Genomic DNA, 26253 nt, shown 5'->3' on the forward strand with positions numbered 1-26253 from the left:
AGGATCAGGCAGGACCTCGCTTACGCATTTGCAGCTGCATAAGGACAGCGCTACCTTAGTGCCTTGATTTTTGTTTGGCAAGCCGCCCGATGACCACCCCTAAAAACGATAAAAACACCCGCACCACCGGCCGTCCCACCCTTAATGAAGTCGCCCGTCTGGCCGGCGTCAGCCCGATTACCGCTTCCCGCGCCCTGCGTGGGGTCAGCACGGTCGCCACCGAATTGGTGGAAAAAGTCCAGAAAGCCGCGCTGGAACTCAACTATGTGGTCAACCCCGCCGCCCGCGCTCTGGCCTCGGCCCAGAGCCATTCAGTGGTGGTTCTGGTGCCTTCGCTGTCCAACCTTTTATTCATCGACACCCTGGAAGCCATTCATCGGGTACTGACACCCAAAGGCTTCGAAGTGCTGATCGGCAACTTCCACTATTCCCGCGACGAAGAAGAAAATCTGCTGCGCAACTACATGGCCTATCAGCCACGCGGTTTGCTGCTGACCGGCTTCGACCGAACCGAAAGCTCGCGGCGGATGATCGAGGCCAGCAACATTCCCTGCGTGTACATGATGGAGCTGGACAGCGCCGCCGGGGTGAACTGTGTCGGTTTCTCGCAGCTCAGCGCCGGGGAAACGGCTGCCGAACATTTGCTGTCCCGTGGCCGCAAGCGTCTGGCGTACATCGGCGCACAGCTTGACCAGCGCACGTTGCTGCGTGGTGAAGGCTTTCGCAAAGCGCTACAGAAAGCCGGCCGTTACGACCCGGATCTGGAAGTGCTGACCCCGCGTTCATCGTCCGTGGGCCTGGGCGGCGAGTTGTTCCTGCAACTGCTGGCGGCGCATCCGGATGTCGATGCGATCTTCTTCGGCAACGACGACCTGGCTCAGGGCGCATTGCTCGAAGCGCTGCGCAACGGGATCAGGATCCCCGAGCAAGTGGCGATCCTCGGCTTCAACGACCTGCCGATGTCGGAACACATGGTGCCGCGCCTGAGCAGCATCAACACGCCCCGCGAAGCGATCGGCAAGCGTGCGGCGGAGCAGATGCTGACGCTGATGGCCGGCAACAGCGTGGCGCGGCCGGTCGAAGACATGGGGTTCGAGCTGAAGATTCGCGAGAGCACCTGACTCAACCGCCCAGCAACTCCACCAGAGCCAGCGCGCCCTTCTGCAGCGGCTGGCTCTTGAGCCACACCGCGTGCACCGGCAGCACCAGGCCGTTTTCGATGTTGCGAAAATTCAGCCGTTTCAGCCGTCCGCTATCGAGCCACGGCTGCACCACCGACAGCGGAAAATTGCCCCAGCCCAACCCTGCCTCGACCATCTCCAGCGCCGTTTCCAGGTTATCGGTGCGCCAGTGGGATTCGGCCACCAGCGGCCGGGTTTCGCTGATCGGCAGATCGCGACTGCCGACCACGATCTGCCGCACATGCACCAGATCCTCGAGAAACAGATCCTGCCCCTGCAACAACGGGCTGTCCGCCGCCAGCGTGGCGATCATCCGTTCACTGCCGACAAACTGAAAGCGCTCCAGCACATTCACGCTCAACCCGGCGAACGCAAGGCACACGCTGATCCGACCGCTGTGGAGCATCGCCAGCACATCATCCTGCGGCGCGGTCAGCACTTCGATGTCGAGCAGCGGATGGCGCTCGCTGAGGTCCTTGATCGCCGTCAGCAACCGTCGGCGATCGATATCCGCCGCCACGCCAATCGACAATTTGCTCTCCAGCCCCAGCGACAACTGCACCGCGTGCACCTGCAATTGCTTGAGCTGATCGGCGATCAGCCGCGCATGGGGCACCAGCGACAGCGCCATCGCCGTGGGTTGCGGTTCGCGGTGACTGCGATCAAACAGCGAGTAACCGAGTTCGGCCTCCAGATTGCCGATGGCCATGCTCACCGCCGACGGGACTTTGCCCAATGCCCTGGCAGCGGCGGAAAACGAGCCGCGCTCGATCACGGCGAGAAACAGTTCGATGCTTTCGCTGTTGAAATTCACTTCTCACACCTATCAATAAAACTGAAAGCTACTGACTTTTTCTGTCACCTTCATTGAAGCTATCTTTCGTCGCCTTCGCCAGCCCCACTGGCCACAAGTCGCAAGAAAGAGGCAATTCCCCATGCAAGGCGTCAAACGCAAACTGGTCTATGTGTCGCTCTATGAAGTGATCGGCATGACCTTCTCGGCCCTCGGCCTGGCCCTGTTGTCCGGCACTTCGCCCGGCAGCACCGGTCCACTGGCGGTGATCATCACCACCATCGCCGTGACCTGGAACGTCATCTACACCTCGCTGTTCGAGCGCTGGGAAAGCCGCCAGGTGTCGCGCACCCGCACGGTAAAACGCCGCATTGCCCACGCCGTCGGCTTCCAGCTGACGCTGATCGTGTTCCTTATTCCGCTGATCGCGTGGTGGATGAACATCAGTCTGGTGCAGGCCTTTTTGCTAGACCTGGCGCTGATCGTGTTCATCCCTTGCTACACCTTCGCGTTCAACTGGCTGTTCGATAAGGTGTTCGGCCTTCCGGCCTCGGCATTGCCGGATCCACAGCCCGCGACATAAATCGTTAATTGGTAAGCGGATATTGCAAGAAATCGGCGGTTTTCCCGTGCCAACCGCCGATATAAACAATCCTTGATTTCCGATAGCAGGCTAAGCTTTTCCATCAATAAAAAATGGATCAGCCCATGACTGCACACGCCCCCGCCGCGCAACGCGACGGCATCGACCCGATACGCGCCGCCGAGATTTCCGCCCGCATCGACCGCCTCCCGGCAGTGGCCACGATCTGGCGGCTGGTGGCGCTGCTGTCGATCGGTGGTTTTTTCGAACTCTACGACCTGTTCCAGACCGCCTACATCAGCCCCGGCCTGATCCGCGACGGCATCTTCGCCACCGGCAATCAGGGCGTGTTCGGTTTCTCCGATCAGGCCGCGTTCGCTTCGGCGACGTTCCTCGGCCTGTTTCTCGGCGCCAGCCTGCTGAGCCCGATGGCGGATCGGTTCGGGCGGCGCGCGATCTTCACTTTCGCGCTGGTCTGGTACACCGTGGCCACGGTGCTGATGGGCGTGCAGAGTTCGGCGCTGGGGATCATCTGCATGCGTTTTCTGGTGGGCATCGGCCTCGGCATCGAGTTGGTAACCATCGACGCCTACCTCTCGGAACTGGTGCCCAAGCGCATGCGCAGTTCGGCGTTTGCCTTCGCATTTTTCGTGCAGTTCCTGTCGGTGCCGGCGGTGGCGCTGATGTCCTGGTGGCTGGTGCCACAGGCGCCGTTCGGGGTGTCCGGCTGGCGTTGGGTGGTGTTGGCCAGCGCGGTGTTTGCGCTTTTTATCTGGTGGCTGCGCAAGCGTCTGCCGGAGTCGCCGCGCTGGCTGGCCCAGCATGGCCGTTTCGATGAGGCGAACCGGATTCTCGACGACATCGAGGTGCGCTGCGAAAAAGATCACCGCCAGCCACTGGACGCGCCGGAAGCGGTAGCCGTCGATGTCGAAGGCAAGGGCCGTTTCGCCGATATCTGGCAGCCACCGTACCGCCGCCGCGCATTGATGCTGATCGTCTTTCACATTTTCCAGGCCATCGGCTTCTTCGGTTTCGGCAACTGGTTGCCGGCGCTGCTCTCCGGGCAGGGCGTCAGCGTCACTCACAGCCTGATGTATGCGTTCATCATCACCCTCGCCTACCCGCTCGGGCCGTTGCTGTTCGTCAAATTCGCCAACCGCTTCGAGAACAAATGGCAGATCGTCGGCTCGGCCCTGGGCGCCATGACTTTCGGCACCCTGTTCGCGTTGCAGACCAGCGCCTTCGGCCTGATTTTCTGCGGTGTGATGATCACCTTCTGCAATGCCTGGCTGAGCTTCAGTTATCACTCCTATCAGAGCGAACTGTTCCCCACCAATATCCGCGCCCGGGCGGTGGGCTTCTGTTACTCGTTCAGTCGCTTGTCGACAGTGTTCAGCAGCCTGTTGATCGGTCTGTTCCTCGATCACTTCGGCACGCCCGGCGTATTGGCATTCATCGTCGCCAGCATGTTGATCGTGATGTTGACCATCGGCTATTTCGGCCCCCGCACCCGCAACCTGGCGCTGGAAAACATTGCCCATCGCTGACGGACATCGGTCATCCTCTGCCGCCCACCGGCAAGGGATGACCGCTTTGCCTGTTCACGCAAAACAACAAGCCATTGAAACAAAAGGATTTATTCGATGGGCACGGTAATTGCTGCCTAGGGCTGACAGTCATTACCTACAGGTTCATTCATCATGTTGGTCAGTGCAAAACAACAGCAAATCATCCACCTGCCCAAGCAGCTGAATGATGATGCAACCGCCACCGCAGCGGCTGGTCTGCAAGGCGGCCTGCACGGCGCGATGCTGCAGACCCTGCAAAACCAGGCCCAGGCGCAAACCGCCGAAGCCACCGCCAAAGTGCAGGAATCGGCCACCCAACTGGCGACCCAGCAAGTCAGCGAAGCCACGCGCATCAGCGACAACGTCGACGAAGCCTTCGCCAAGACCCGCGTCGCCCTGCAAACCTCTGATACTTCGCAGACCAAATCCACGGGCTCATCGGCCATGGACGAGTTCAAGGACTACATGAGCAAGTCGCCGGAACAGCGTCTGCGCGACAGTATCCTCAAGGAAATGGGCCTGACCGAAGACGACATCAAAGCCATGCCGCCGGCTCAACAACTGGCCATCGGCAAAGAGATCGCCGAGCGCCTGCAGGACAAGATGAAGCTGGCCGAAGCCGAGAAGCAGAACAAACAGGACGCCAACTCGGCGAAGATCAGCGACGAGTCGGCGGACAAGTTCCTCGCTTCGCTCTGATTCGCCTAGATCTGAAACGCGGCGCAATAAAAAAGGATCCCCACGGGGATCCTTTTTTTCAGCCGTGAAACCGTCAGTTCAACTGCAACGTCTCGTTGAACTGACTGATCGCATCCACCACATGCCGCGAGCCCTGCTGAATCTCCCGGATCGCGTCGCCCGCCTCGTTCGCCAGTTCCACCCCGAGCCCGGTGCGGCTCAGGCTCGACTGCATGCTCGACACGGCGCTCAATGACAACTCATGGTTCTTGCGCACCACGTCGACGATCTCCAGGGTCGCCTGACTGGTCCGCGCCGCGAGGCTGCGCACTTCGTCCGCCACCACCGCAAAACCACGCCCGTGCTCACCCGCCCGCGCCGCCTCGATGGCCGCATTGAGCGCCAGCAGGTTGGTCTGGTCGGCAATTCCGCGAATGGTCTGAACGATGGTGCCGATGATGTCCGACTGCTTGCTGACGGCATCGATGCTCAGCGCCGCTTCATTGAGGTCGCGGGAAATGTCCTGAATGATCTGCACCGTTTGCTGCACGACCTGTGAGCCTTTTTGCGCGCAGGCGTCGTTTTGTACCGAGGTGCTGTGGGCCGATTCCGCAGCGGTCTGCAAGGTGGTCATCTGGTGGGTGATATCGCTGGCGAACTTCACCACTTTGTACAGCCGGCCCTTGGCGTCGAACAACGGGTTGTACGAGGCTTCGAGGTAAACGGTCTGCCCGGACTTGTTCTTGCGCTCGAACCGGTGCGAGTGATATTCGCCGCGATTGAGCGAAGCCCAAAATGCCTTGTACTGCGCGGATTCGGCTTCAACCCGGTGACAAAACAGACTGTGGTGATGACCGACGATTTCGTTGAGCGAGTACTGCATGGTCTTGAGGAAGTTGTCGTTGGCCGTGATCACATTGCCTTCCGGGGTGAACTCGATCACTGCCATCGAACGGCCGATGGCGGCGAGCATGCTTTCCTCTTCTTTTTCCTTGTTCACGCGCGCCGTGATGTCCGACGCCACTTTGATCACGCTTCTGACTTGTTTGTCCGGGCCATACACCGGCATGTAGCTCGCCTCGAGCCAGATCTCCTGACCGCGCTTGTTCAAGCGCAGGAAAGTCCCGCTGATGGGTTCGCCACGGGCAAGGTCACGCCACAACTTGGCGTATTCCTCGCTGCGGTAAAACTCCTCTTCACAAAAGACCCGGTGATGTTTGCCACGCACTTCCTCGGCGCTGTAGCCCATGGTTTTGCAGAAGTTCTCATTGGCATCCAGAACAATGCCTTCGGGGGTGAATTCGATCATTGCCATCGAACGGCTGATCGCCTCCAACTTGGCGTTGGCTTCGGTCAGGGCACAACTGAAGCGTTCGATTTCCTGCAGGTCAGCCTTGTGATGTAGGTTGAACATGTCTCTATCACCTTCCGCGCGGTTCTTTGATTTGATGAAAGTTCAGGTCTTTCAGAATCCACCACTACGTTCCACAGAACAGGCACACGCATTCCTCCACAGGAGGAAGTTGTCAGGTGATAAACGATGATTAATCAAAGAGTCCATGCAGCGACGCTCTAATCAAGACATCCTTCTCTTGATAGCCCGCGGGCGGGCCATTCCTAACATGCAGAAGAACTTCCATTTAAAAACAGCTCCTTGTCGGTCAAGTGTCGGTGCCTTGAATTGCGCACTCTGGCAGCTTTGTTCACGGCTAACCGCTTGCGGTCGAGGCGCATTGGATGGCGTTCGACATAGTTAGTTATGAATGAGCATAGACAGCACGAAGCCTTGCGCAAGGCCACTAGTCGGCCAGCACTGAGGGAATTCGGACAGGAAGCGGACGAGAAACGGTTCAGCGGCGGGGGTGTTGGTTGCCATTGCGACTGACTCGCAATGGCAACTTTTGAAACGACACAAATATCAGAAAAGAACTACAGACTCCCGCTCACCTTGTCCGCCACATCACCAGGCACCCAAGGCTTCCAAACTTGCGGCTGGTCGCGCAGGAATGCTTCGGCGACCTGGCGTGGCTGCTGGCGCTTCTCGCTCATCCCGGCCAGGGTCTGGTTCAGCAGATCGATCGGCAAATCGACTTTCTCAAAGAACGTCACCAGCTCCGGGTACTGCGCTTTGAACGGCGCCGACACGCCAATCGCCAGGCTCGCCGGCATCGAACGGGTGCCTTTCGGATTGGGATTGTTGGCATCGGCCAGGGTTTTCCAGGCTTCGGCGTCGAACGGCGGCTCTTCCAGCTTCACCAGTTTGAAGCGACCGAGCAGCGGCGTCGGCGACCAGTAGTAGAACAGCACCGGTTTGCCGCGCTTGATCGACGACGCCACCTCGGCATCCAGCGCCGCGCCGGAGCCGGTGCGGAAGTTGACGAAGCTGTCGTTCAGCGCATAGGCCTTGAGCTTCTGGCTGTTGACGATCTCCGAGGTCCAGCCGGTCGGGCTGTTGAGGAACCGCCCGCGAGTCGGGTCTTCCGGGTCCTTGAACACATCCTTGTAGCGCGGCAGGTCGGCCACCGATTTCAGCTCCGGCGCCAGCGGTTTGATCCCGCGCTCGGGGTCACCCTTGATCACGTATTCCGGCACCCACCAGCCTTCGGTCGCGCCTTTCACCGTGTCGCCGAGGCCGAACACCTTGCCCTCGGAGGCAGCCTTGACCCACGCCGGACTGCGCCCGGCCCACTCTTCGCCGATCACTTGAATGTCATTTTTTGCCAGCGCCGCTTCCAGGCTGACGGTGCTGCCCGGCAGCGTATCGGTCGGGTAGCCGTAGCCTTTTTCGACGATCAGGCGCAGCACTTCGGTGATGAAACTGCCGCTTTCCCAGGTGATGTCGCCGAAGTGGATCGGCGCTTTTGTTTCCGCGGCGACAACGTGCCCGGCAGTCAGAGTCAGGGCCAGCAGCGAACTGCCGAGCAGGGTTTTGATCGATCTCATGCGGACCTCTTGTTCTGGGAGGAAATCAGGGTTTGGTTGGCGCTGTGGCGGTTGCACAGGGCCTGGGAGCGGGTCATGTACATGCTCACCGAACGCTGGGAGATGCCCAGTTCGGCAGCGATTTGCGGGTAGGTCAGGCCGTCGATGCGCGCCAGCAGAAAGGTCGAGCGCACCTTGCCCGGCAGGCGTTGGAGTGTCCGGTCCAGGTGCTTGAGGCTCTGCGACAGGCCGGCGAGTTCTTCGGGAGACGGCGCGTGATCGAGGTCGCCTTGTTGCAGTTGGTGCAGATGCCGGCGCTCCAGATCGCCCCGCCGCCAGCGCTCGTACAACAAGCGTTGGGCGATGGTGGTGAGCAAGGCGCGGGGTTCGCGGATGGCGGTCAGGCCCGGCGCTTCGAGCAGTTGCGCGAAGGTTTCGGCGGCGATGTCTTCGGCCGTGGCCGCATCATTCGATTGCCGACGCAGACGTGTGCACAACCACGGGTAATGGTCGCGAAACAACGTGTTCACATGATTGCGATGGGATGAGTCGGCGCCGGACATGGGGGCTCCTTGGTAAAGGGTCGCTGAATGTCCGGTCGTCCGGTGGCGCGATCCTAGCAAGGTGCCTTATGCGTTAAAAATACTTAAAAAGAATTTTTATATTCCATTAGTGAATTACAAGAAACCACTAACGCAAGCGGCCATAACCCAGTTCCTCGGCCTCGCGCTGGTAATCCAGCAGGACGAGGTAATCGCTTTCGCTGGCGGGCAGGACGTCGGGCAAACCGAGGATGCGGGCCACGTCCGGCAGGTCTTGGAGGCTGCGGTTCATGGCCCGGCGCAGGTGTTCGATCTGCTGGTCCGTCGTGCTGGCCGCAGTGATAAAGGGCAAGGTCGGGCTGAACGCACTGCGCGCCACTACCCGCAATCCGCTGACCTCTTCGGCGGCGTACTGCGCCAGGTACGCAAAGGTCACGCTGTCGATGGCCGCCAGATCGGCGCGGTCTTCGCGCAACCAGCGCAGGCTTTCGCGATGTCCGCCACTGATGCCGACCGAGGCGAAAAACTGGCCGTCCCGGTGCAACGGTGCCAGACGCTGACGCAACAGATTCATGCCGCTGTTGGAGTCTTCGCTGTTGATCACCCCGTGGCTGCCGAAGAATTCCGCCAGGCTGCGGCGCGGGTCATCGGTGCGGGCGAGGATCAGGCTGCAATGATTGCCGGCGCTGGCGTCCGGCAATTCGTAGCGTGGACGACCGACAATCCTCACCTGCCCACGCAGCGCGGTCATCAGCGGATAGCCGCAGGTCTGGGTCAGCAGCAACTCAGGCGAGCGCCAGAGTTCCAGCAGCGACAGGCCATCGGCATCGAGCCGGGAACGGCCGAGGTGTTCGAGGATCCGCGCCAGCCACCGCTCGTTCGCCGCGCGGATCGGCTCGGGTGCGATGTACATCAACAGTTCTGCGTATCCTGACGTCATGGTCGCCTCAAATAAACGGATGCTGCGGGCTGTCGATCGGCTTGATGCCGTGCCGGCGCCACAGTTGTCCATAACCTTGCACCAGAAATCCGCCGCTGCGCGCCACCCATTGTTCCCGGCGCATGCGGTAGGCCTCGGGCAAGTCGTACCACGATAGCTTCGGCAAATCGTGGTGCACCAGATGGAAATTCAGGTTCAGGAACAGCCAGCGCCACGGCCATCCGGCTTCGTTGAGCACCGTGCGCTGCTCCGGTTGCATGTGCGGCCGGTGTTCATAGTAGGAGCGAACCATCGCGATCGACAGCGCCGGCACGCTGATCAGAAACAGGTAATGCCACACCGGCAACACGCTATGGCGGGCGATGAAAAACAGCATCAGCACGGTCAGGGCGCCGTGGGTCAGCCACATCAGCCAGGCCTGGCGCTCGCGGTATTTCAGACGTTGCAGTTCTTCACCGGCCAGCGCCAGCAACACCAGCGGTGCGCCAAGAATGAAGCGGCCCAATACGGTTTTGTTCAGCCAGTGCAGGCTGCGTTCGAACAGCGAACTGCCCTGCCAGCGTTCGGCGCTCAGGTAACGGCTTTCAGGATCGACGCCGGGGATCGTCAGGTCTTCGTCGCGATGGTGCTGCAAATGGCTGTCGCGATAAAGCGTGTACGGATACCACACGGCAAACGGCGCATAGCCGAGGACTTTGTTGACGAAGGTCCAGCGCGTCGGATGACCGTGGAGCAATTCGTGCTGCACCGACAGCCACAGCACCAGCAACGGAATCAGCAGCAGCGTGCTCCACCAGACGCCGAGCCGTTCGCTGCCCAGCATAATCGCGAACCAGCCGCCGTACACGCCGATCAGCAGCAGCCACGTCGGCCACTCAGTGCGGGCGGTGAAGCGCTGGCGCAGGGTTTCGATTTGCTGACGATGGTGATCGTCAAAGTAATGGGCCATGGCGTTGCTCGGAAAAGGAGTCCATTCCTTCTGTGCAACGACAACGGCAATTCTTGCAGATTATTTTTGCAGGCTGTTTTCAAGGACAAGACAGGAGCCCGGATCCGGGCTCCCGAAAGGCGTGATCAATGGCCAAAGATGTCGACTTTTTTCGCCCTTTTCTCGTGGCGTTTCTCGATGGCGGTCTTGGCCGGTTTCTTCTTCGCGGCTTTCTTCGAATCCATACCTTTGGACATGATGCGTACTCCACTCAGAGGGGATGTGAGATCAGGTATACACCTATCCCGGCGGGCACGTTGTTTTATAATCCGCGGCTTTTGCACCGGCAGTCCGATTCATGACCGACATCCGTTACAGCCAGCTCGACGACCTGTCCTGGCCCTTGATGAACAAGTTCTACCGCCAGCATCAATCGTCGATGAAAGCGGTGCGCGAGGCGCAATTGTGGGTGGCGCGGCGGGAGGAAATCGTGGCGGCGCTGTGTCTGCGGCCGGTGTTCGGCGGGCATTGGCTGACCGGGTTGTTCGTCGATCCGGCCTGCCGTGAGCAAGGCATTGCCGCGCAGCTGATTGCCGAAGCAGTGAAGGGTCTGGATATGCCGGTGTGGCTGTTCTGCCACCCGGACTTGCGCGGTTTCTACGAGCGGCGCGGCTTCACCTTCGACCCCGCCCTGCCCCAGGCCATGGCCGAGCGCTTGAGCCGTTATGCGCGGAGCAAGCCGATGATTGCCATGGAGCTGGCGCCGCGCGCGGACTAGTCAGTCGTCAGCGTTGGGATCAAGGTCCGGGAACATCACTTCGGTGAAACCGAACTTGCTGAAGTCGGTAATGCGAGACGGGTACAGGCGCCCGATCAGGTGATCGCATTCATGCTGCACCACCCGCGCGTGAAAGCCCGAAGCCACGCGCACGATTGGCTCGCCCTTGGGGTCGACGCCTTCGTAACGAATCTGCTGATAACGATCCACCGCGCCCCGCAGGCCGGGCACCGACAGGCAGCCCTCAAAACCCTCTTCCATCAACGGACTGAGCGGCGTGATCAGCGGGTTGATCAGGATCGTCTGCGGCACCGCTTCGGCGTCCGGGTAGCGTTCGCTGTGCTCGAAACCGAAGATCACCAGTTGCAGGTCGACGCCGATCTGCGGCGCGGCCAGGCCGACCCCGCCGACGCTTTCCATGGTCTGGAACATGTCATCGATCAGTTGCCACAGTTCCGGGCTGTCGAGCATTTCGGCTGGCACTGGCGGGGCGATGCGCAGCAGGCGCTCGTCGCCCATCTTCAGGATTTCACGGATCATGATCAGGCTTCGTCAGTGTTCGGCTTGAGCGAGTGATCGCGCCCGAGGCCGGAAACGTGTTGTTTGGGATGTTCATCGAGCTCGCCGGGGACCTTCTCGCCCGGATCCTTGCCCTCGTTGGACATGTGTTCGATCACCGCATTCATCTCTGCGCCGAGCAACAACACGGCGGCGGAAATGTAGAAATACAGCAACAGCACGATGATCGCACCGATGCTGCCATACATGGCGTTGTAGTTGGCGAATGTCTTGACGTAGAACGCGAAGCCCAGAGACGCGATGATCCACACCACCACCGCCAGCACCGAGCCCGGGGTGATGAAGCGGAACTCCTGTTTGACGTCGGGCATCACGTAGTAGATCAGCGCCACGGCCACCATCATCAGGATCACGATCACCGGCCAGCGGGCGATCGTCCACACCGTGACGATGACTTCTTCCAGCCCCACCTGCGCGGCGATCCAGCCCATCACCTGCGGGCCGAGCACCATCAGCGCGGCAGCGGCCAACAGCATGCCGGCAATGCCGACGGTGTAGATGATCGACAGCGGAAAGCGCTTCCAGATCGGCCGGCCCTCGACCACGTCGTAGGCGGCGTTCATCGCGCTCATCATCAGGCGCACGCCGGCAGACGCGGTGTACAGGGCGATGACGATACCCACCGAGAGCAGCCCGCCCTTGGATTGCTGCAGTTGATCGATCACCGGGTTGACCTGCTCCAGCGCCTGGGGCGGCAGGACCAGTTCCGATTGCAGGCGCAGCCAGGAGAAGAAGTCCGGCAGGTGCAGGAAACCGATCAGGGCAATCAGGAACAGGATGAACGGGAACAGCGAAAACAGCATCTGGTAGGCCAGTGCCGAGGCATAGGTCGACATCTCGTCTTCCATGAACTCGGTGACGGTGCGCACGATGACCCGGTGCAGGGGCAGACCTTTCATGTCGGGGAAAATCATTCGCGTCTCCTTTCGCCGCAAAACAGGTTGAAGTCGTGGCGACTCAGGGGCCGTTTTTCTCTCATCAAAGTAGCTTACTTGGCGACTTTGAAACACTGTGATCCGTGACCGCATGTGAACGGGACACGAAAACGGCCATCCTTGGATGGCCGCTTCGTTGTTTCGTTCAAGGCTCGATCAAGCCTTGTCGACGCCTTTCTTGATCGCGTCCTTGGCTTTGCCCACCGCTTGCTGGGCCTCGCCTTTCTTCTCTTGCAGTTTGCCCTCGGCTTGCAGCTTCTGGTTGTCGGTGGCTTTGCCGACACCTTGCTTGACGTTGCCGACCGCTTCGTTGGCCATGCCTTTTACTTTATCGCCTGTGCTACTCATGGTGTTTCTCCTTGGTGCATTAAAGGGGAAAAGTCAGTACGTAATGATTGACTGGCCCGGTTTGCGCCAAGTTTCATTTATTTTCAGGGCTTCATTTCGTCGCGGCGTGCAGGTTGGGCTTTATGTTTGCGAGCGTACCCACGAGAATGCCCACCATAAGGGCGCCATGCGCCACAGAACCGATCCCGCAGGAATGTTATGAAACTCGATAAAAAGCAGGCCATCGCCCGTCGCAACCAGGAACTGGGCGGTGCCGTGCTCGGCACCAACAACTGCCACTTCGCCGAACTGAACCGCAACCGCAACATCTGGTGGTTCGACTTGCCGGTGTCGCGACTGGCGATCGGTCAGTACGAGTGGATTCACCTGTTGATGCACACCCCGGCCACCGACGAACTGCTGCACCTGAAAGTGCCGACCGTGTTCCTGCGTGAAAAGCTCGAAGGCCTGGTGATCCGCAACGAAGGCAAACGCAAGGCAGCCCTGAGCCTGGAACTGAGCGCCGACAAGGACTCGTACCTGCAGGACATGCGCCCGGCGGGCACCAATGTGAATTTCGCGCCGTTCCGTCAGTAAGATTTCGGGGGGCCCCTCCCCCCTCACCCTAGCCCTCTCCCAGAGGGAGAGGGGACCGACCGAGGTGATTGGACAAGGTACGTCGACCTGAGATATCGAGCCGAACTCGGGTTTTGAACAGCCCCCGATCGGCTCCCTCTCCCTCGGGAGAGGGCTGGGGTGAGGGGCAGGTTCACCGCATAATCCAGACCCTGCTCTGCACCAACAAAAAGCCCCGCATCTGCGGGGCTTTTCGTTTTACGCGGCGCTCTTCGCCTTGATCTTCTTCAGCTCTTCGTCGCGCAGTTCGCGACGCAGGATCTTGCCGACGTTGGTGGTCGGCAGCGCATCGCGGAACTCCACCGAACGCGGCACCTTGTAGCCGGTGACGTTGGCGCGCATGTGCTCCATCACCGTTTCCTTGGTCAGGGTGACGCCCGGTTTGGCGACGATGAAGATCTTGATCGCCTCGCCGGATTTCTCATCCGGAATGCCGATGGCCGCGCACTGCAACACGCCCGGCAGGGCCGCCAGCACGTCTTCCAGTTCGTTCGGGTACACGTTGAAACCGGAGACCAGAATCATGTCTTTCTTGCGATCGACAATACGCATGTAGCCGTCCGGCTGGATCAGCGCGATGTCACCGGTCTTCAGCCAGCCTTCGCTGTCGAGCATCTCGTCGGTGGCTTCCTGACGCTGCCAGTAACCCTTCATCACTTGCGGGCCCTTGACGCACAGCTCGCCGATTTCGCCCAGCGGCTGCTCGACACCGGCATCGTCGATGACTTTGCACAGGGTCGACGGCACCGGAATGCCGATGGTACCGATCTGGATGTTCTGGATCGGGTTGACCGTGGCCACCGGGCTGGTTTCGGTCATGCCGTAACCTTCGCAGATAGGGCAACCGGTGACCGCTTTCCAGCGCTCGGCCGCGGCCAGTTGCAGGGCCATGCCGCCGGACAGGGTGACTTTCAGCGCCGAGAAATCCAGCTTGCGGAAACCTTCGTTGTTGCACAGGGCCACGAACAGCGTGTTGAGGCCGACGAAGCCGCTGAACTTCCACTTCGACAGTTCCTTGACCATCGCCGGCAGGTCGCGCGGGTTGCTGATCAGGATGTTGTGGTTGCCGATCAGCATCATCGCCATGCAATGAAAGGTGAACGCATAGATGTGGTACAGCGGCAGCGGGGTGATCAGGATCTCGCAACCTTCATTGAGGTTGGAGCCCATCAGCGCCTTGCACTGCAGCATGTTGGCAACGAGGTTGCGATGGGTGAGCATCGCGCCCTTGGCCACGCCGGTTGTGCCGCCGGTGTATTGCAGCACCGCGACATCGCCGCTGTCCGGGTTGGCTTCGGCAACCGGCTGGCCCTGGCCCTTGCTCAGCACGTCGTTGAACTTGACGGCTTTTGGCAGGTGATAGGCCGGAACCATTTTCTTCACGTACTTGATGACGCTGTTGATCAGCAGGCGCTTGATCGGCGGCAGCAGGTCGGCGACTTCGGTGACGATGACGTGTTTGACGCCGGTTTTCGGCACCACGGCTTCGGCCAGGTGCGCCATGTTCGCCAGGCACACCAGCGCCTTGGCACCGGAGTCGTTGAATTGGTGTTCCATTTCCCGCGCGGTGTACAGCGGGTTGGTGTTGACCACGATCAGCCCGGCACGGATGGCACCGAAGACGGCGACCGGGTACTGCAACACGTTGGGCAGTTGCACGGCGATTCGATCACCGGGCTGCAAATCGGTATGCTGTTGCAGATAAGCGGCAAACGCACCGGACAATTCGTACAGTTCACCGTAGGTGATGGTTTTGCCCAGGTTGCTGAACGCCGGTTTGTCGGCGAAGCGTTGGCAGGATTGCTTCAACACTGCCTGAATATTCGGGTACTCGTCTGGATTGATGTCGGCAGCAATTCCAGCGGGGTACTTATCCTTCCAAAAGTCTTCGATCATGGAAGCCCACTCCTCAGCAACGCGAATTCAGCACCGCATTTGATGCGATTATTATTGGTGTTTGTTTATTGGTGAGTCTGGCTTTTTACAAGGCCGAGAAGTCACAAAGCGCGCCGAGAGTAGCAGCTTTGCCAAGGGTCGACTAGAGCCAAAAGCGGCCCCTACAGTCATTTTCATGACTCAAGAACTACTGGCAGTCATTTTAGAGCAAAAATCCTATAACACCTTGAAAGTCCCGGTTTTCGGGGACAACGTCGGGGATACAAAGCAAAAGATCGCAACCTCCAGCAGCTTTAGGAAGCCGCCAGAGGCTGCGATCTTTCGTACTCAACGGGTACTCATCACCGATCAGGCGATATCACGCAACTCCCGCCGCAGAATTTTCCCGACAGGCGTCATCGGCAACGACTCACGCAGCACGATGTGTTTCGGCACCTTGTACGCCGTGAAATTCTCTTTGCAGTAAGCCTTCAGCTCTTCCAGGCTCACGCCGGTTTCCCGCGCCACCACAAACAGCTTCACCGCCTCGCCGGAACGTTCGTCCGGCACGCCGATCACTGCGCAGTTAGCGACTTTAGGATGAGCCATCACCACGTCTTCGATTTCGTTCGGGTACACGTTGAAACCCGAGACGATGATCATGTCCTTCTTGCGGTCGACGATACGCACGAAACCGTCCGGGTCGATCACCGCGATGTCGCCGGACTTGAACCAGCCCTCGGCATCCAGCACTTCGGCGGTGGCCTCGGGTTTCTGCCAATAACCCTTCATGATCTGCGGGCCCTTGATGCACAGCTCGCCGCGCTCCCCCAGAGGCTGCTCGACGCCGTCGTCATTGATGACCTTCAAGCGGGTGCCCGGCACCGGCAGGCCGACCGTGCCGATCCGCGACAGCTCGCCGTACGGGTTGGTGCAGGCCACCGGCGAGGTTTCGGTCAGGCCGTAGCCTTCGGTGATGCGGCAACCGGTGATCTGCTCCCAACGCTCGGCGGTGGCCTTGACCAGCGCGGTGCCGCCGGAGTTGGTGAGCTTGAGGGTGGAGAAATCCAGGGTCTTGAAGTCCGGATGATCCATCAGCGCGACAAACAGCGTGTTGAGCCCCAGCAGCGCCGAGAACTTCCAGTTCTTCAGCTCCTTGATGAAGCCGCCGATGTCACGCGGGTTGGTGATCAGAACGTTGTGGTTGCCCGACACCATCATGCACATGCAATTCGCGGTGAACGCATAGATGTGGTACAGCGGCAGCGGCGCAATCATCACCTCCTGCCCTTCGCGCAACAACGGCTGACCATCGCTGCCGAACTGACCGAGACAGGCGCGAACCTGCTGCATGTTCGCCACCAGATTGCCGTGGGTGAGCATCGCGCCCTTGGCCAGGCCGGTGGTGCCGCCGGTGTATTGCAGGACGGCGATGTCGTCGAGACCGACCTTCAGCGGCTTGATGCCCAGCCCCCGGCCCATGCGCAGCGCGCTCTTGAAGGAAATCGCCTGAGGCAGCGAATACGCCGGGACCATTTTCTTCACTTTGCTGACCACGGTGTTGACCAGCCAGCCCTTGGCGGTGGGCATCAGGTCGCCCATCTTCGCTTCGATCAGATACTGGATGTCAGTGTCCGGCAGCACTTCCTGGACCTTCTGGCCGAACATGTTCAGGTACACCAGCGCCCGGGCACCGGAGTCCTTGAACTGGTGACGCATCTCCCGCGCGGTGTACAGCGGGTTGGTGTTGACCACGATCAGCCCGGCGCGCAGGGCGCCGAACACAGCAATCGGATAATGCAGGACGTTCGGCATCTGCACCGCGATGCGATCCCCGGGCGCCAGATCGGTGTGAGCTTGCAGGTAACCGGCAAACGCGGCGCTCTGGCGCTCCAGCTCGGCATAGGTCAGGGTCACGCCCATGTTGCTGAACGCCGGGCGATCAGCGAATTTCTTGCAGGAACGCTCGAACACCTCGATCACCGACTTGAATTCACCCGCGTCGATGTCCAGGGGTACGCCCGCCGGGCGTTTGTCATTCCAGAAATCAGGTTGCATTGTTCTTGTCCTCTTTACCTGAGCCGATCCGGGGCCGCTTCGCTGTCATTTCTTTCTGTCCCTGAAAAAGCCGAGAGCAAAAAGCGGGGCTTCACGGACACTAGCAGCTATGGTCAATCAGGCAAATATGGGCAAGGTCGTCATTGATCGTGTGAATCTTCCTGCCGTGGCGTGAGCTGATCGGACGCGCTATACAATGCAACCTCTGCAAGACGCTTCAGCAAAAACAGGCCGCAAAAGGAATCGCCATGATCCACGACACCTTCTGGCTGGACGCGAGTGACCGCAGCCGCCTTTTCGTCAACCTGTGGCTACCGAGCGCGCCGCTGAAGGCGGTGATTCTGCTGGCCCATGGCATGGCGGAACACAGCGCCCGTTACGCACGGCTGGCAGAGGCGTTCTGCGCTAAAGGCTACGGTGTATATGCGCTCGATCAGCGCGGCCATGGCAAAACTGCCGAACATGGGACGCTGGGGCATTTCGCCGACGACGATGGCTGGTGCAAGGTGGTTGGAGATCTCGCGAGCCTCAACCAGCGCATCGGCCAGCGTCATCCGGGGGTGCCGATCGTGCTGCTCGGGCACAGCATGGGCAGCTACATTGCCCAGGCCTATTTACTGCATCACAGCGCCAGTCTGCATGGCGCGATTCTCAGCGGCTCGAATTTCCAGCCGGTTGCGCTGTACCGCGCGGCCCGGCAGATCGCCCGGTTTGAAAAGCTGCGCCAGGGCGCCAAGGGTCGCAGCGCGCTGATCGAGTGGCTGTCGTTCGGCTCGTTCAACAATAAATTCAAACCGGCGCGCACCGCGTTTGACTGGCTGAGTCGCGACCCGGCCGAGGTCGACAAGTACGCCACCGACCCGCTGTGCGGCTTTCGCTGCACCAATCAACTGTGGATCGACCTGCTCGGCGGGTTGCAGCAAATCAGCAAAGCGTCCAATCTCGCCCAGATCGATCCGGGCCTGCCGCTGCTGGTGATCGGCGGCGAATGTGATCCGGTGAGCGAAGGCAAGCGTCTGACTGATCTGGCCAACGCCTTGCGCGCGGCCGGCAGCCAGAACCTGCAACTGAAGATCTACCCGCAGGCGCGGCACGAATTGTTCAACGAGAGCAACCGCGACGAAGTGACCGCCGATGTGCTGGCCTGGATCGACCAGGCCCTGAGCCATCGCCGGCCGCACCGCAGCGAATAATTTTTTTTTGGATTCATTTCATCCGTCACAGGAATTCAGACCCATGACCCAGGTTACCAACATCCCTTACGAAGCCCTCGAAGTGGGCCAGACCGCGAGCTACAGCAAGACTGTCGAGGAACGCGACATTCAGCTGTTCGCCGCGATGTCCGGCGACCACAACCCGGTGCACCTGGACGCCGAGTTCGCCGCCGCCAGCATGTTCAAGGAACGCATCGCCCACGGCATGTTCAGCGGCGCGCTGATCAGTGCCGCAGTCGCTTGCGAGCTGCCTGGGCCGGGCACCATTTATATCGGCCAGCAGATGAGCTTCCAGAAACCGGTGAAGATCGGCGACACCCTGACCGTGCGCCTGGAAATCCTCGAGAAATTGCCAAAATTCCGCGTGCGCATCGCCACTCGCGTATTCAACCAGCGCGATGAGCTGGTGGTGGATGGCGAGGCCGAGATCCTGGCGCCGCGCAAGCAACAGACCGTTACCCTGCCGACGTTGCCGGCCATCAGCATCGGCTGATCGTCCTCGGTTAAATCCGGACACAAAAAAACGCCAGACCAGCTGGCGTTTTTTGTTGGCCTCGAACGCTTACGAGCGTGCGCGAGCCTGGTTACGCAGCGCTTTCACCTGATCGTGATTGCGTTGCACACCGTGGTACTGGCGTTCGACCAGATCACGAATGCCGACCAGGTTGTGTTTGTTGATCTTCTCGATCGCTTCACGGTAAGCCTTCAGGGCGTGGTCTTCACCGCGCTCGGCTTCGTTGAGCACCGCCTCTTCGTCCTTGCCGGTGAACATCGCTTTGACGTCGACCCAGCGACGGTGCAGATCACCGCTGACACTGGTCGAAGTTTCCGGCTCGCCACCCATCGAACGCACGGCGGATTGCAGCTCGGCCGCAGCCGTTGCGCAATCGGCGGAGCGTTTCACGAACAGGGTTTTCAGCTCTGGATGCTTGATGTCTTCAGCGCAGGTCTTGAACCCTTCCTGACCGTCCTTGCTGGTTTCGATCAGGTCGTTGAGGACGGAGATGGCTTCTTTATTCATGTCAGTCATTTTTCAATTCCTTGCGTGGGTGAAAGATGCAAGGAGTGTTGCAGTGGTCGTGCCAGCTTCCCTTAAAGAATTTAATCTTTAATTTTCAATAACTTACAAATACAACGAGAATCTGTATGCCTGTTATTTGCATGATCTGTCATTTGGCCTGCATGCAGAATGCCTGTATTTTCCGAAGTGTTTTCAAAGCCAGACGATTCCAACGATGAACCCTGAAAAGCTCGAACTGCTGATCACCCGCGAAATGCCCTTCGGCAAGTACAAGGGCCGGATCATTGCCGACCTGCCGGGCCCCTACCTGAACTGGTTTGCCCGGGAAGGATTTCCCCATGGCGAACTGGGCGGGCTGTTGGCGTTGATGCAGGAAATCGATCACAACGGCCTGTCGGAACTGCTCGAACCGCTGCGCGCCAAACACGGCAAGCCTGCCCCGCGCCACTGAGGCGTCACCCTGATCCAAGTCGAGTCGACCATGCCCGATAACACCCGCCGCGCCCGAGACGAAGCCTTCTGGCAAACCTTCGCCGACCGTTACGACCGCCACCCCGGCCCCGTGAATCTGGAGAACGGTTACTTCGGGCGCATGTCGCGCACCGTGGTCGAGGAGTACCAACGCAACATCGAGCTGATCAACAACAGCAACTCGATCTACGTGCGCCAGCGTTTCGAACAGCACGACAGCCTCGACATCCGCGCGCAACTGGCGGAGCTGATCGGCGTCCGTGCGCAAAGCGTGGCGTTCACCCACAACGCCACTGCCGGCCTGCAATCGCTGATCCGCAACTACAACCGCCTGCAGCCGGGCGACCAGGTGCTGATCTGCGATCTGGAGTACGACACGGTCAAGGGCGCCATGCGCTGGCTGGCAAAGCATCGCGGGGTCGAGGTGATCGAGGTTGAGCACGCCCACCCCGCCACCTTCGACAGCCTGCTGGCGACTTACCGCGAAGCCTTCATCCGCTATCCCAAGCTCAAGCTGATGGCGCTGACCCACGTCACCCACCGCACGGGGCTGGTGATGCCGGTGCAGGCCATTGCCGCGCTGGCCAAGGAGCACGGCGTCGACATCATCCTCGATGGCGCCCATGCCCTTGGTCAGATCGAGTTCGACCTGGAGGAGCTTGGCATCGCCTTCGCCGGGTACAACCTGCACAAGTGGATCGGCTCGCCGCTGACCCTCGGCTTTCTCTACATTGCTCCGCAGCGCCTCGCCGACATTGATCCCGACATGGGCGAGATGCATTTTTCGACTGGCGATATCCGCTCACGCACGCCCTACAGCACGCCGAACATTCCGGCGTTGATGACCTTGCCGCTGGTATTCGAAGAACACCGCTCACTGGGTGGGGCGGCGGCCAAAGGCGCGCGGGTGAATTACCTGCGCAACCTGTGGGTCAGCGCCGTGCGTAACCTGCCGGGCATCGAAGTCATGACCCCGGACGATCCGCGTCTGTATTGCGGCATCACCTCGATGCGTTTTACCCGGCATGCCGACCAGCAGGCGATGGTCGAACGCTTGCTCAACGACTACAACCTGTTCACTGTCGTGCGCAACGGCGCTGCCTGCGGGCCTTGCATCCGTGTCACGCCGTCGCTGACCACGACGGCGGCGGAAATTCAGTCGCTGATTCAGGCGCTGAACGAACTGCGTTAAACCGTGTACTTGTCGAAGTCCTCGGGCTTGATCTGCGACGACACCGCAAAGGTGTCGATGCCGATCGTGAGGTGGCCGAAGTAACCGTCCTCGTGCGAATCGCGGCCGATCGGCCACACCGTCAGGGTCGATTCTTCGCCGCCCATGTTGGCGTAGTAAGCATCGTCGGTGTTGCACACCGGCAGCGAACTGCGCCCGCGATAGGCCTTGGCGTTGAGCACGCCACGGGACACCACCTCCGGAAAATACAGCTGCCCGACCCAGGCCACGTTGCGCTCCTCGAGGTATTCATTGCCGGCGACGATGCGCACCGCCACGTGAATATGCAGGGCACGCCCGGCATAAAAACCCGGGTAGATCGTGGTAAAGCGCACCCTGCCCTTGTGGTCGCTGAACTGGCCACCGCGCAGGTAGGTGTCATCGTCGGTTCGCGGGATCGAGCCGATCTCCCCGACGTCGACTTCCACATCCGGATTGATCCGGCTCCAGCCGGAATAGGCGCCGCGTGCGTTGCAGTGCCAGATATCCACCAGCGCACCGCTGACCGGCTCGGCGGTCATGGCATCGACGATGGTCAGGCGCAGCAGCAGCGGCAGGCCTTCTGCGCCTTCGCTGATGTTGCGGCGCAGCAGTTTGGGATTGCGAAAATACGGCCCGGCGACTTGCTCGGGGGCCAGTTGATAAACCGATGGGGCTGAAGGCTGGTTATCCATGACGCGTTCTCTCTTCCATAAGATGAACGCAGGTTAACGCCACGCGCAAAGCCAGGTGCGGTAACTATGTATCTCTAGATAACGTATCTCGAGATAACAAAGTTTTTTCAGGCAAAAAAAAACGGTGCACCGACCAAGCGCACCGTAAAGCCGTAGAACACACAACGAAGTGTAAGGTGAGAATCAGTCCAGCAGCGCCAACGCCTCGGCGGTGCATTCCTGAATGCGGGCCCAGTCGCCGTTCTTGATCCACTCAGGATCGAGCATCCAGCTACCGCCCACGCACATGACGTTTTTCAGCGCCATGTAACTCTTGATGTTGGCAGGGCCGACGCCGCCAGTCGGGCAGAATTTCACTTCGCCGAACGGGCCGCCAAGGGCCTTGATTGCCGCCACGCCGCCGCTGACTTCAGCCGGGAACAGCTTGAAGCGGCGATAACCCAGGCCATAGCCTTCCATGATGCCGGAGGCATTGCTGATGCCCGGCAGCAGCGGGATCGGGCTTTCGACGCTGGCTTCCAGCAGGTCACGAGTGATGCCAGGCGTGACGATGAATTGCGAACCGGCGGCTTCGGCTGCAGCCAGCATATTGCGGTCGAGCACGGTGCCCGCACCGGTCACCAGTTCCGGGCGCTGTTCGCGCAGGATCTGGATCGCCTTGAGGCCGAACTGCGAACGCAGGGTCACTTCCAGCGCGGTCAGACCACCGGCGGCCAGGGCGTCGGCCAGCGGCAGCACGTCCTGTTCGCGGGCGATGGTGATCACCGGCAGGATCCGCGCCTTGGCGCAGAGGCTGTCGATCAGGGCAACTTTGTCCGCCATGGAAACGGTCGGGGATGGGGTTGTCATAGCGGCTGTTCCTTGGCTCATGGGCACCAGTAAATCTCTAACGTAGGTTGCAGAAACGCGCGAACCGGCATGGCGGCGACGTCGTTGGATGCCAGTGCGGCATTCAGGGTGGTCAGTTTCGACTGACCGGAAATCGACAGAATCTTGTGCCGGGCCGAGGCCAGCAGTGCGCGGCTCATGGTCAGGCGCTGACGCGGCACGCTTGGCGCCAGCATCGGCCAGCAGCGACGGGTGCCGTCGGCTTGCAGGGCTTCGGCCAGGTTCGGGCTGTCCGGGAACAGCGACGCGGTGTGACCGTCATCGCCCATGCCCAACACCAGCACGTCGATGGGCGGCAACTCGGCGAGCAAACGATCGGCCTGCTCCGCAGCCTGCTCGACGTTGGCCGCCGCGCTGTAAAGGCTGAGAAACTGCGCCTTGGCCGCCGGGCCCTTGAGCAAATATTGCTTGAGCAGACCGGCGTTGCTGTCGGCGTGTTCGACCGGCACCCAGCGCTCGTCGGCCAGGGTCACGACGACCTTCGACCAGTCCAGTTCCTGCTTGGCCAGGTGCTGGAAAAACGCCACCGGGCTACGACCGCCGGACACCACCAGCACGGCGTTGCCGCGTGCCGCCAGCGCTTCGCTCAATTGCTTGGCGACATTCAGCGCCAGGCCTTCGGCGAGCAGCACCGGGCTCTTGAATTCGCGGGCATTCACGCCCTCGGGCAGTTTCACATCAGATATCGCCATACCACGACCTCCCGTCCCGCGTGATCAATGCAATGGAGCTCATCGGCCCCCACGACCCGGCCGCATACGGCTTGGGCGCGTCACCGGATTTTTTCCACCCGGCGATCAGCTGGTCACACCATTTCCACGCGGCTTCGATTTCATCTTTACGGACAAACAGGTTCTGATTGCCGTTCATCACTTCCAGCAACAACCGCTCGTAGGCATCGGGGATCCGAGCGCTGCGCCAGGTGTCGGAAAAATTCAGTTGCAGCGGGCCGCTGCGCAGTTGCATGCCCTTGTCCAGGCCTTGCTCTTTGGTCATCACGCGCAAGGAAATGCCTTCGTCCGGTTGCAGGCGGATGATCAGTTTGTTGCTGATCTGCAGGCGCTGCTCGGGGGCGAAGATGTAGTGCGACGGTTCCTTGAAGTGGATGACGATCTGCGACAGTTTCTGCGGCATGCGCTTGCCGGTGCGCAGGTAGAAAGGTACGCCGGCCCAGCGCCAGTTGCGGATGTCGGCACGCAGGGCGACGAAGGTTTCGGTGTCGCTCTGGGCGTTGGAGTTCGGTTCTTCGAGGTAGCCCGGCACGGACTTGCCTTCGCTGTGCCCGGCGATGTACTGGCCGCGCACCACTTGCGTGGTCAGGCCTTCCGGACTGATCGGCGCCAGAGCCTTGAGCACCTTGACCTTCTCGTCGCGGATGCTGTCGGCGGACAGGTCGGCCGGCGGGTCCATGGCGATCAGGCAGAGCAGTTGCAGCAGGTGGTTCTGGATCATGTCCCGCAGCTGGCCGGCCTTGTCGAAGTAACCCCAGCGGCCTTCGATACCGACCTTCTCGGCCACGGTGATTTCCACGTGGGAGATGTAGTTCTGGTTCCACTGGGTTTCGAACAGGCTGTTGGCGAAACGCAGGGCGATCAGGTTCTGAACGGTTTCTTTGCCCAGGTAATGGTCGATGCGGTAGGTGCGGTTCTCCGGGAAGAACTGCGCCACGGCGTCGTTGACCTTGCGCGAGGATTCCAGGTCGGAGCCGATCGGTTTTTCCAGCACCACGCGGGTGTTTTCCGCCAGACCGACTTTCGCCAGGTTCTCGCAGATCGCGCCATACACCGCCGCCGGAGTGGCGAAGTAGGCAATCATGCGTTGCGCGCTGCCGGCCAGTTCGGCCAGCGCCACATAATCTTCAGCCTTGAGGAAGTCGACGTGCAGGTAGGTCAGACGCGCCAGAAAGCGCTCGGCCACGGCCTCGTCCAGTTCCTTGCCCACGTAACGGCGTAGCTCGGCGGCGATGAACGCCAGGTGCTGCTGCTCGGTGCCCGCCTCACGGGCCAGTGCGATAATGCGCGTGTCCTCGTGCAGCAGGCCGGCGCCATCAAGGTGATAAAGGGCAGGAAACAGCTTGCGCAGAGCCAGATCGCCCAAGGCGCCGAACAAGGCGAAGGTGCACGGTTCAACCGTAATCGAAGGCATGATGTTTGTTCTTTTATCAAGTTAAGCTACAAATACCTTTTTTCAAGGCATCACTCAAGGGAAAATGTAGTAATAATCACAACATTTTCGCAAAATACAGATTCCGAGTGGTGGTCGGTCGGAGCCATCAGTAGGATAGGCCACCGTCACGGGCCACATCAAAGGCCCAATTTGCATAGCCGCGCGCTTATCGGCGCCGGTGAATCTAGGAATTCTTATGGACCGCGTGCGAAATTTACTGGAACAGATCCAGAGTCGCCTTGAAGAGCTGAACAAGGCCGAACGCAAAGTCGCCGAAGTGATCCTGCTCAACCCACAGCAGGCCACCCGCTTCAGCATCGCCGCCCTCGCCCAGGCGGCGTCGGTCAGTGAACCGACGGTCAACCGTTTCTGCCGTTCGTTCGGCGTCAGCGGCTACCCCGAACTCAAGCTGCAACTGGCCCAGAGCCTGGCCAGCGGCGCGGCGTATGTCAGCCGTGCAGTAGAAGCCGACGACAATCCCGAGGCTTACACGCAGAAGATTTTCGGCAGTGCGATCGCGTCGTTGGACAGCGCTTGCCAGGCGCTGGACCCGAACCTGATCAGCCGCGCCGTCGACCTGTTGATCCAGGCCCGGCAGATCCACTTCTTCGGCCTGGGTGCTTCGGCTCCGGTGGCGCTGGATGCGCAGCACAAGTTCTTCCGTTTCAACCTGGCGGTGACCGCCCACGCCGACGTGCTGATGCAACGCATGATTGCTTCGGTGGCGCACACCGGCGAGCTGTTCGTGATCATTTCCTACACCGGCCGCACCCGCGAACTGGTGGAAGTGGCGCGCATCGCCCGGGAGAACGGCGCTTCGGTGCTGGGCCTGACAGCAGAGAATTCGCCACTGGCCAAGGCCAGTACGCTGAGCCTGAATATTCCATTGCCGGAAGACACTGACATCTACATGCCGATGACTTCGCGGATCATTCAGTTGACGGTGCTGGATGTACTGGCGACGGGGATGACGCTGCGTCGCGGGGTGGATTTCCAGCCGCATCTGCGCAAGATCAAAGAGAGCTTGAATGCGAGCCGGTATCCGGTTGGGGATGAATTCAACTGAGGCGTTAAAAGCTTAAAAGCTAAAAAAGCAACCCTCACCCCAGCCCTCTCCCGGAGGGAGAGGGAGCCGACGGAGGTGTCTTGCGTTATACATCGACCTGAAAGATTGGGTCGATTATGGATCCCGGTCACCGCGACCTCTGGCTTGGCCAAGCCAAGATCACCGCCGCAGTCGCAGGTCGATGTACATAGCCAATCCA

27 protein-coding genes and 1 pseudogene are annotated in these 26253 nt (G+C 60.3%); 11 read left to right on the top strand and 17 right to left on the bottom strand.

Annotated features, from left to right (window positions below; all coding sequences use genetic code 11):
* Window positions 1–89: 89 nt before the first annotated feature.
* On the top strand, window positions 90–1121 hold the full coding sequence (gntR, locus tag M5G18_RS03900) for an HTH-type transcriptional regulator GntR (protein WP_039766142.1): 1032 nt from the start codon (window positions 90–92) through the stop codon (window positions 1119–1121).
* Between the two features lies 1 nt (window position 1122).
* Here the strand turns inward: gntR and M5G18_RS03905 are convergent, their stop codons facing one another.
* Complete coding sequence (locus tag M5G18_RS03905; protein ID WP_273899323.1) at window positions 1123–1995, bottom strand: LysR family transcriptional regulator; 873 nt, start codon at window positions 1993–1995, stop codon at window positions 1123–1125.
* A gap of 121 nt (window positions 1996–2116) precedes the next feature.
* Here M5G18_RS03905 and M5G18_RS03910 point away from each other — a divergent pair, with 121 nt between their 5' ends.
* From M5G18_RS03910 to M5G18_RS03920, 3 genes are all read left to right on the top strand, one after another.
* Window positions 2117–2557: a PACE efflux transporter gene (locus tag M5G18_RS03910; protein ID WP_273899322.1), complete on the top strand. Its 441-nt coding sequence runs from the start codon at window positions 2117–2119 to the stop codon at window positions 2555–2557.
* 125 nt (window positions 2558–2682) lie between these two features.
* Window positions 2683–4104: an MFS transporter gene (locus tag M5G18_RS03915; protein WP_273899321.1), complete on the top strand. Its 1422-nt coding sequence runs from the start codon at window positions 2683–2685 to the stop codon at window positions 4102–4104.
* Between the two features lie 153 nt (window positions 4105–4257).
* Window positions 4258–4824, top strand: a complete 567-nt coding sequence (locus M5G18_RS03920) for a hypothetical protein (protein WP_273899320.1) — start codon at window positions 4258–4260, stop codon at window positions 4822–4824.
* A 73-nt stretch (window positions 4825–4897) separates the two neighbouring features.
* Here the strand turns inward: M5G18_RS03920 and M5G18_RS28960 are convergent, their stop codons facing one another.
* The 6 genes and pseudogenes from M5G18_RS28960 to M5G18_RS03945 form a co-directional block, all read right to left on the bottom strand.
* Window positions 4898–5437: a methyl-accepting chemotaxis protein gene (locus M5G18_RS28960; protein WP_371320920.1), complete on the bottom strand. Its 540-nt coding sequence runs from the start codon at window positions 5435–5437 to the stop codon at window positions 4898–4900.
* Between the two features lie 9 nt (window positions 5438–5446).
* A pseudogene (locus M5G18_RS28965) lies at window positions 5447–6217 on the bottom strand (PAS domain-containing protein); the annotation flags it as partial.
* A gap of 515 nt (window positions 6218–6732) precedes the next feature.
* On the bottom strand, window positions 6733–7746 hold the full coding sequence (locus M5G18_RS03930) for an ABC transporter substrate-binding protein (RefSeq protein WP_273899318.1): 1014 nt from the start codon (window positions 7744–7746) through the stop codon (window positions 6733–6735).
* Window positions 7743–8288: a sigma-70 family RNA polymerase sigma factor gene (locus M5G18_RS03935; RefSeq protein WP_273899317.1), complete on the bottom strand. Its 546-nt coding sequence runs from the start codon at window positions 8286–8288 to the stop codon at window positions 7743–7745. Before M5G18_RS03935 ends, M5G18_RS03930 begins: the two co-directional genes overlap by 4 nt.
* Window positions 8289–8415: 127 nt before the next feature.
* Window positions 8416–9207, bottom strand: coding sequence for a phosphate/phosphite/phosphonate ABC transporter substrate-binding protein (locus M5G18_RS03940; RefSeq protein WP_273899316.1), 792 nt, complete (start codon window positions 9205–9207; stop codon window positions 8416–8418).
* 7 nt (window positions 9208–9214) lie between these two features.
* Window positions 9215–10156: a fatty acid desaturase gene (locus M5G18_RS03945; RefSeq protein WP_273899315.1), complete on the bottom strand. Its 942-nt coding sequence runs from the start codon at window positions 10154–10156 to the stop codon at window positions 9215–9217.
* Between the two features lie 337 nt (window positions 10157–10493).
* Here M5G18_RS03945 and M5G18_RS03950 point away from each other — a divergent pair, with 337 nt between their 5' ends.
* The gene (locus M5G18_RS03950; RefSeq protein ID WP_273899314.1) at window positions 10494–10913 is read left to right on the top strand and encodes a GNAT family N-acetyltransferase; all 420 of its coding nucleotides are present in this window, start codon (window positions 10494–10496) and stop codon (window positions 10911–10913) included.
* Here the strand turns inward: M5G18_RS03950 and def are convergent, their stop codons facing one another.
* From def to M5G18_RS03965, 3 genes are all read right to left on the bottom strand, one after another.
* On the bottom strand, window positions 10914–11453 hold the full coding sequence (def, locus tag M5G18_RS03955; protein WP_007951144.1) for a peptide deformylase: 540 nt from the start codon (window positions 11451–11453) through the stop codon (window positions 10914–10916). It lies immediately after the preceding gene.
* A gap of 2 nt (window positions 11454–11455) precedes the next feature.
* Window positions 11456–12406, bottom strand: coding sequence for a YihY/virulence factor BrkB family protein (locus M5G18_RS03960; RefSeq protein WP_262158640.1), 951 nt, complete (start codon window positions 12404–12406; stop codon window positions 11456–11458).
* 177 nt (window positions 12407–12583) lie between these two features.
* Window positions 12584–12775: a CsbD family protein gene (locus tag M5G18_RS03965; RefSeq protein ID WP_007951148.1), complete on the bottom strand. Its 192-nt coding sequence runs from the start codon at window positions 12773–12775 to the stop codon at window positions 12584–12586.
* Between the two features lie 198 nt (window positions 12776–12973).
* Here M5G18_RS03965 and M5G18_RS03970 point away from each other — a divergent pair, with 198 nt between their 5' ends.
* Window positions 12974–13351 (top strand): hypothetical protein, encoded by a 378-nt coding sequence (locus tag M5G18_RS03970; protein ID WP_007951149.1) that lies wholly within the window; start codon window positions 12974–12976, stop codon window positions 13349–13351.
* 237 nt (window positions 13352–13588) lie between these two features.
* On the opposite strand, the gene fadD1 is transcribed toward M5G18_RS03970, so the two are convergent.
* Both fadD1 and fadD2 read right to left on the bottom strand, forming a co-directional pair.
* Window positions 13589–15286 (bottom strand): long-chain-fatty-acid--CoA ligase FadD1, encoded by a 1698-nt coding sequence (fadD1, locus tag M5G18_RS03975; RefSeq protein ID WP_273899312.1) that lies wholly within the window; start codon window positions 15284–15286, stop codon window positions 13589–13591.
* 348 nt (window positions 15287–15634) lie between these two features.
* On the bottom strand, window positions 15635–17323 hold the full coding sequence (gene fadD2 / locus M5G18_RS03980; protein WP_085745177.1) for a long-chain-fatty-acid--CoA ligase FadD2: 1689 nt from the start codon (window positions 17321–17323) through the stop codon (window positions 15635–15637).
* 248 nt (window positions 17324–17571) lie between these two features.
* Here fadD2 and M5G18_RS03985 point away from each other — a divergent pair, with 248 nt between their 5' ends.
* Both M5G18_RS03985 and M5G18_RS03990 read left to right on the top strand, forming a co-directional pair.
* Complete coding sequence (locus tag M5G18_RS03985) at window positions 17572–18516, top strand: alpha/beta hydrolase (RefSeq protein ID WP_273899311.1); 945 nt, start codon at window positions 17572–17574, stop codon at window positions 18514–18516.
* 43 nt (window positions 18517–18559) lie between these two features.
* A complete protein-coding gene (locus M5G18_RS03990) occupies window positions 18560–19030 on the top strand; it encodes a MaoC family dehydratase (protein ID WP_003227420.1) in 471 nt (156 codons plus the stop codon).
* 69 nt (window positions 19031–19099) lie between these two features.
* Here M5G18_RS03990 and M5G18_RS03995 read toward each other — a convergent pair whose 3' ends face one another.
* On the bottom strand, window positions 19100–19567 hold the full coding sequence (locus M5G18_RS03995; RefSeq protein ID WP_273899310.1) for a PA2169 family four-helix-bundle protein: 468 nt from the start codon (window positions 19565–19567) through the stop codon (window positions 19100–19102).
* Window positions 19568–19772: 205 nt separating this feature from the next.
* On the opposite strand from M5G18_RS03995, the gene M5G18_RS04000 reads away from it, so the two are divergent.
* Together M5G18_RS04000 and M5G18_RS04005 are read left to right on the top strand one after the other, a co-directional pair.
* Window positions 19773–20009 carry a DUF3820 family protein gene (locus M5G18_RS04000; RefSeq protein WP_003213031.1) on the top strand — a complete coding sequence of 79 codons (237 nt, stop codon included), beginning with the start codon at window positions 19773–19775 and terminating at the stop codon, window positions 20007–20009.
* A gap of 30 nt (window positions 20010–20039) precedes the next feature.
* Entirely contained in the window at window positions 20040–21221 is a 1182-nt protein-coding gene (locus tag M5G18_RS04005; protein WP_273899308.1) for an aminotransferase class V-fold PLP-dependent enzyme, read from the top strand.
* On the opposite strand, the gene M5G18_RS04010 is transcribed toward M5G18_RS04005, so the two are convergent.
* The 4 genes from M5G18_RS04010 to zwf form a co-directional block, all read right to left on the bottom strand.
* Window positions 21218–21934, bottom strand: a complete 717-nt coding sequence (locus tag M5G18_RS04010; RefSeq protein ID WP_273899307.1) for an intradiol ring-cleavage dioxygenase — start codon at window positions 21932–21934, stop codon at window positions 21218–21220. The genes M5G18_RS04005 and M5G18_RS04010 overlap by 4 nt on opposite strands.
* 183 nt (window positions 21935–22117) lie before the next feature.
* Window positions 22118–22783 carry a bifunctional 4-hydroxy-2-oxoglutarate aldolase/2-dehydro-3-deoxy-phosphogluconate aldolase gene (locus M5G18_RS04015; RefSeq protein ID WP_011335602.1) on the bottom strand — a complete coding sequence of 222 codons (666 nt, stop codon included), beginning with the start codon at window positions 22781–22783 and terminating at the stop codon, window positions 22118–22120.
* Window positions 22784–22800: 17 nt separating this feature from the next.
* Window positions 22801–23514, bottom strand: a complete 714-nt coding sequence (gene pgl, locus M5G18_RS04020) for a 6-phosphogluconolactonase (RefSeq protein WP_085606568.1) — start codon at window positions 23512–23514, stop codon at window positions 22801–22803.
* Window positions 23501–24967: a glucose-6-phosphate dehydrogenase gene (gene zwf, locus M5G18_RS04025; protein ID WP_273899306.1), complete on the bottom strand. Its 1467-nt coding sequence runs from the start codon at window positions 24965–24967 to the stop codon at window positions 23501–23503. The genes pgl and zwf overlap by 14 nt, the downstream gene beginning before the upstream one ends.
* Before the next feature lie 226 nt (window positions 24968–25193).
* On the opposite strand from zwf, the gene M5G18_RS04030 reads away from it, so the two are divergent.
* Window positions 25194–26054: a MurR/RpiR family transcriptional regulator gene (locus M5G18_RS04030; protein ID WP_169842436.1), complete on the top strand. Its 861-nt coding sequence runs from the start codon at window positions 25194–25196 to the stop codon at window positions 26052–26054.
* The last annotated feature ends 199 nt before the right edge of the window (window positions 26055–26253 follow it).

The organism is Pseudomonas aphyarum (genome assembly GCF_028657055.1).
Taxonomy (GTDB): domain Bacteria; phylum Pseudomonadota; class Gammaproteobacteria; order Pseudomonadales; family Pseudomonadaceae; genus Aquipseudomonas; species Aquipseudomonas aphyarum.

What these genes read in the sequence shown, in the direction of transcription:
- M5G18_RS03940 (WP_273899316.1), bottom strand. Translation starts at nt 9,207, where the DNA reads ATGACGTCAGGATACGCAGAACTGTTGATGTACATCGCACCCGAGCCG.
- pgl (WP_085606568.1), bottom strand. Translation starts at nt 23,514, where the DNA reads ATGGCGATATCTGATGTGAAACTGCCCGAGGGCGTGAATGCCCGCGAA.
- gntR (WP_039766142.1), top strand. Translation starts at nt 90, where the DNA reads ATGACCACCCCTAAAAACGATAAAAACACCCGCACCACCGGCCGTCCC.
- M5G18_RS04005 (WP_273899308.1), top strand. Translation starts at nt 20,040, where the DNA reads ATGCCCGATAACACCCGCCGCGCCCGAGACGAAGCCTTCTGGCAAACC.
- M5G18_RS04010 (WP_273899307.1), bottom strand. Translation starts at nt 21,934, where the DNA reads ATGGATAACCAGCCTTCAGCCCCATCGGTTTATCAACTGGCCCCCGAG.
- M5G18_RS03995 (WP_273899310.1), bottom strand. Translation starts at nt 19,567, where the DNA reads ATGACTGACATGAATAAAGAAGCCATCTCCGTCCTCAACGACCTGATC.
- M5G18_RS04000 (WP_003213031.1), top strand. Translation starts at nt 19,773, where the DNA reads ATGAACCCTGAAAAGCTCGAACTGCTGATCACCCGCGAAATGCCCTTC.
- M5G18_RS04015 (WP_011335602.1), bottom strand. Translation starts at nt 22,783, where the DNA reads ATGACAACCCCATCCCCGACCGTTTCCATGGCGGACAAAGTTGCCCTG.
- zwf (WP_273899306.1), bottom strand. Translation starts at nt 24,967, where the DNA reads ATGCCTTCGATTACGGTTGAACCGTGCACCTTCGCCTTGTTCGGCGCC.
- M5G18_RS03910 (WP_273899322.1), top strand. Translation starts at nt 2,117, where the DNA reads ATGCAAGGCGTCAAACGCAAACTGGTCTATGTGTCGCTCTATGAAGTG.
- M5G18_RS28960 (WP_371320920.1), bottom strand. Translation starts at nt 5,437, where the DNA reads ATGACCACCTTGCAGACCGCTGCGGAATCGGCCCACAGCACCTCGGTA.
- fadD2 (WP_085745177.1), bottom strand. Translation starts at nt 17,323, where the DNA reads ATGCAACCTGATTTCTGGAATGACAAACGCCCGGCGGGCGTACCCCTG.
- M5G18_RS03960 (WP_262158640.1), bottom strand. Translation starts at nt 12,406, where the DNA reads ATGATTTTCCCCGACATGAAAGGTCTGCCCCTGCACCGGGTCATCGTG.
- M5G18_RS03935 (WP_273899317.1), bottom strand. Translation starts at nt 8,288, where the DNA reads ATGTCCGGCGCCGACTCATCCCATCGCAATCATGTGAACACGTTGTTT.
- M5G18_RS03945 (WP_273899315.1), bottom strand. Translation starts at nt 10,156, where the DNA reads ATGGCCCATTACTTTGACGATCACCATCGTCAGCAAATCGAAACCCTG.
- M5G18_RS03920 (WP_273899320.1), top strand. Translation starts at nt 4,258, where the DNA reads ATGTTGGTCAGTGCAAAACAACAGCAAATCATCCACCTGCCCAAGCAG.
- M5G18_RS03950 (WP_273899314.1), top strand. Translation starts at nt 10,494, where the DNA reads ATGACCGACATCCGTTACAGCCAGCTCGACGACCTGTCCTGGCCCTTG.
- M5G18_RS03985 (WP_273899311.1), top strand. Translation starts at nt 17,572, where the DNA reads ATGATCCACGACACCTTCTGGCTGGACGCGAGTGACCGCAGCCGCCTT.
- M5G18_RS03990 (WP_003227420.1), top strand. Translation starts at nt 18,560, where the DNA reads ATGACCCAGGTTACCAACATCCCTTACGAAGCCCTCGAAGTGGGCCAG.
- fadD1 (WP_273899312.1), bottom strand. Translation starts at nt 15,286, where the DNA reads ATGATCGAAGACTTTTGGAAGGATAAGTACCCCGCTGGAATTGCTGCC.
- M5G18_RS03930 (WP_273899318.1), bottom strand. Translation starts at nt 7,746, where the DNA reads ATGAGATCGATCAAAACCCTGCTCGGCAGTTCGCTGCTGGCCCTGACT.
- M5G18_RS03965 (WP_007951148.1), bottom strand. Translation starts at nt 12,775, where the DNA reads ATGAGTAGCACAGGCGATAAAGTAAAAGGCATGGCCAACGAAGCGGTC.
- def (WP_007951144.1), bottom strand. Translation starts at nt 11,453, where the DNA reads ATGATCCGTGAAATCCTGAAGATGGGCGACGAGCGCCTGCTGCGCATC.
- M5G18_RS03970 (WP_007951149.1), top strand. Translation starts at nt 12,974, where the DNA reads ATGAAACTCGATAAAAAGCAGGCCATCGCCCGTCGCAACCAGGAACTG.
- M5G18_RS03915 (WP_273899321.1), top strand. Translation starts at nt 2,683, where the DNA reads ATGACTGCACACGCCCCCGCCGCGCAACGCGACGGCATCGACCCGATA.